We start from the raw sequence: 1,297 nt of genomic DNA on the forward strand, positions 1-1,297 counted from the left end.
GCTATTGCCAGTGTTCCCTATAACGGTTTGGGACAACAGCAGGTCAGACGTTTTTATCTCAATAGCGACGGGGCAATGCGTCAGGAAGCGCGTAGTTATGCCAGCGTGTATTTATACACCAAAACCGAACAGGAAGGCAAAAAACCCCGCAGCGCTGGTGCTTTTCGGGTGAGTCCGGGACTGGAAAAATTAGATATCGATGGTTGCATCGAGGAAGCGATTACCAAAACTGTTAGCCATCTGGACTATCAACCGATTACCACGGGTAAATATTTGGTGGTTTTTGCCCCCCGCGCCTTTTTGAGTCTCATAGGGGCATTTTCTAATCTGTTTAATGCCCAAAATGTCCTTGATAAACAGAGTCTTTCTACTCCTGAATCCCTAGGAACACAAATCGCCGCTACTGCCTTAAATTTGTGTGATGATGCCCTCCATCCAGCTAATGTTTCCGCAGAAACTTTTGATAGTGAAGGCACTCCCACCCGTCGTGTGGAATTAATTAAAGAGGGGATTTTGAGTAATTTTCTCCATAGCACGATTACCGCTAAACGGATGAATACGGAACCGACTGGCAACGGTAACATTGGCGCAAAAGTAACAGTTAGTCCCCATTTTTATCACGTTTTTGCTAGTGTTAATCAACCCAAAAGCTATTCTTTGGAAACAGCAGAAAATGTGGTTTTAATTGATAGTTTACAGGCACTTCATGCGGGAGTTAATTCTCTACAAGGTTCCTTCTCTTTGCCGTTTGATGGTTGGTTAGTTAACAAAAATGAGCGCATTAGCATCGATTCCGCTACCGTAGCTGGAGATATTTTAACACTGCTGAAATCGATTGTTTATCTGGAACCGGAAGCGGTTATTACTCCCAGTGGTGTTTGTCCCTACGTTTGGGTAGAGGGTTTATCAATCACAGGAGAAGCTTAACACTATACCAGACCAAAATAGGGGGTATTAACCAGGGTAATACCCCCGCAAGATGGATGCTAATTTTATAGTCGTGGGTAAGGAGTGGCAAGTGCCGGGGTTCCAGAGAGGAAGTTTGAACATTATTAAGTAGTCGTGTAAAATTAATTTCCTAGTCGAGACTCCGAGACAGGAGACGGGAGACGGGATACAGCTATTAGGGATCGGATTTGAGTTTTCAGTTCACTGTTTCCTCACACCAGAAGTCTGACGGAGTAGTGGCTTAGATGTGTAATTAGGGTTTGCTGAATAAGTACGGGCGAAGCATTCGGATAGAAAATCTACCTTTTCACCGATAGGTTATTGTCCGAATGCTTCGCCCCTACAGGAC

The 1,297-nt window shown here is 44.4% G+C and carries 1 protein-coding gene; it reads left to right on the forward strand.

Annotated features, from left to right (window positions below; translation table 11 throughout):
- On the forward strand, nucleotides 1–927 hold a 927-nt coding region (locus PX481_RS09930), incomplete at its 5' end, for a TldD/PmbA family protein (protein ID WP_288094511.1).
- Between the last annotated feature and the right edge of the window lie 370 nt (nucleotides 928–1,297).

It is taken from the genome of Microcystis sp. M53603_WE2 (assembly GCF_030065435.1).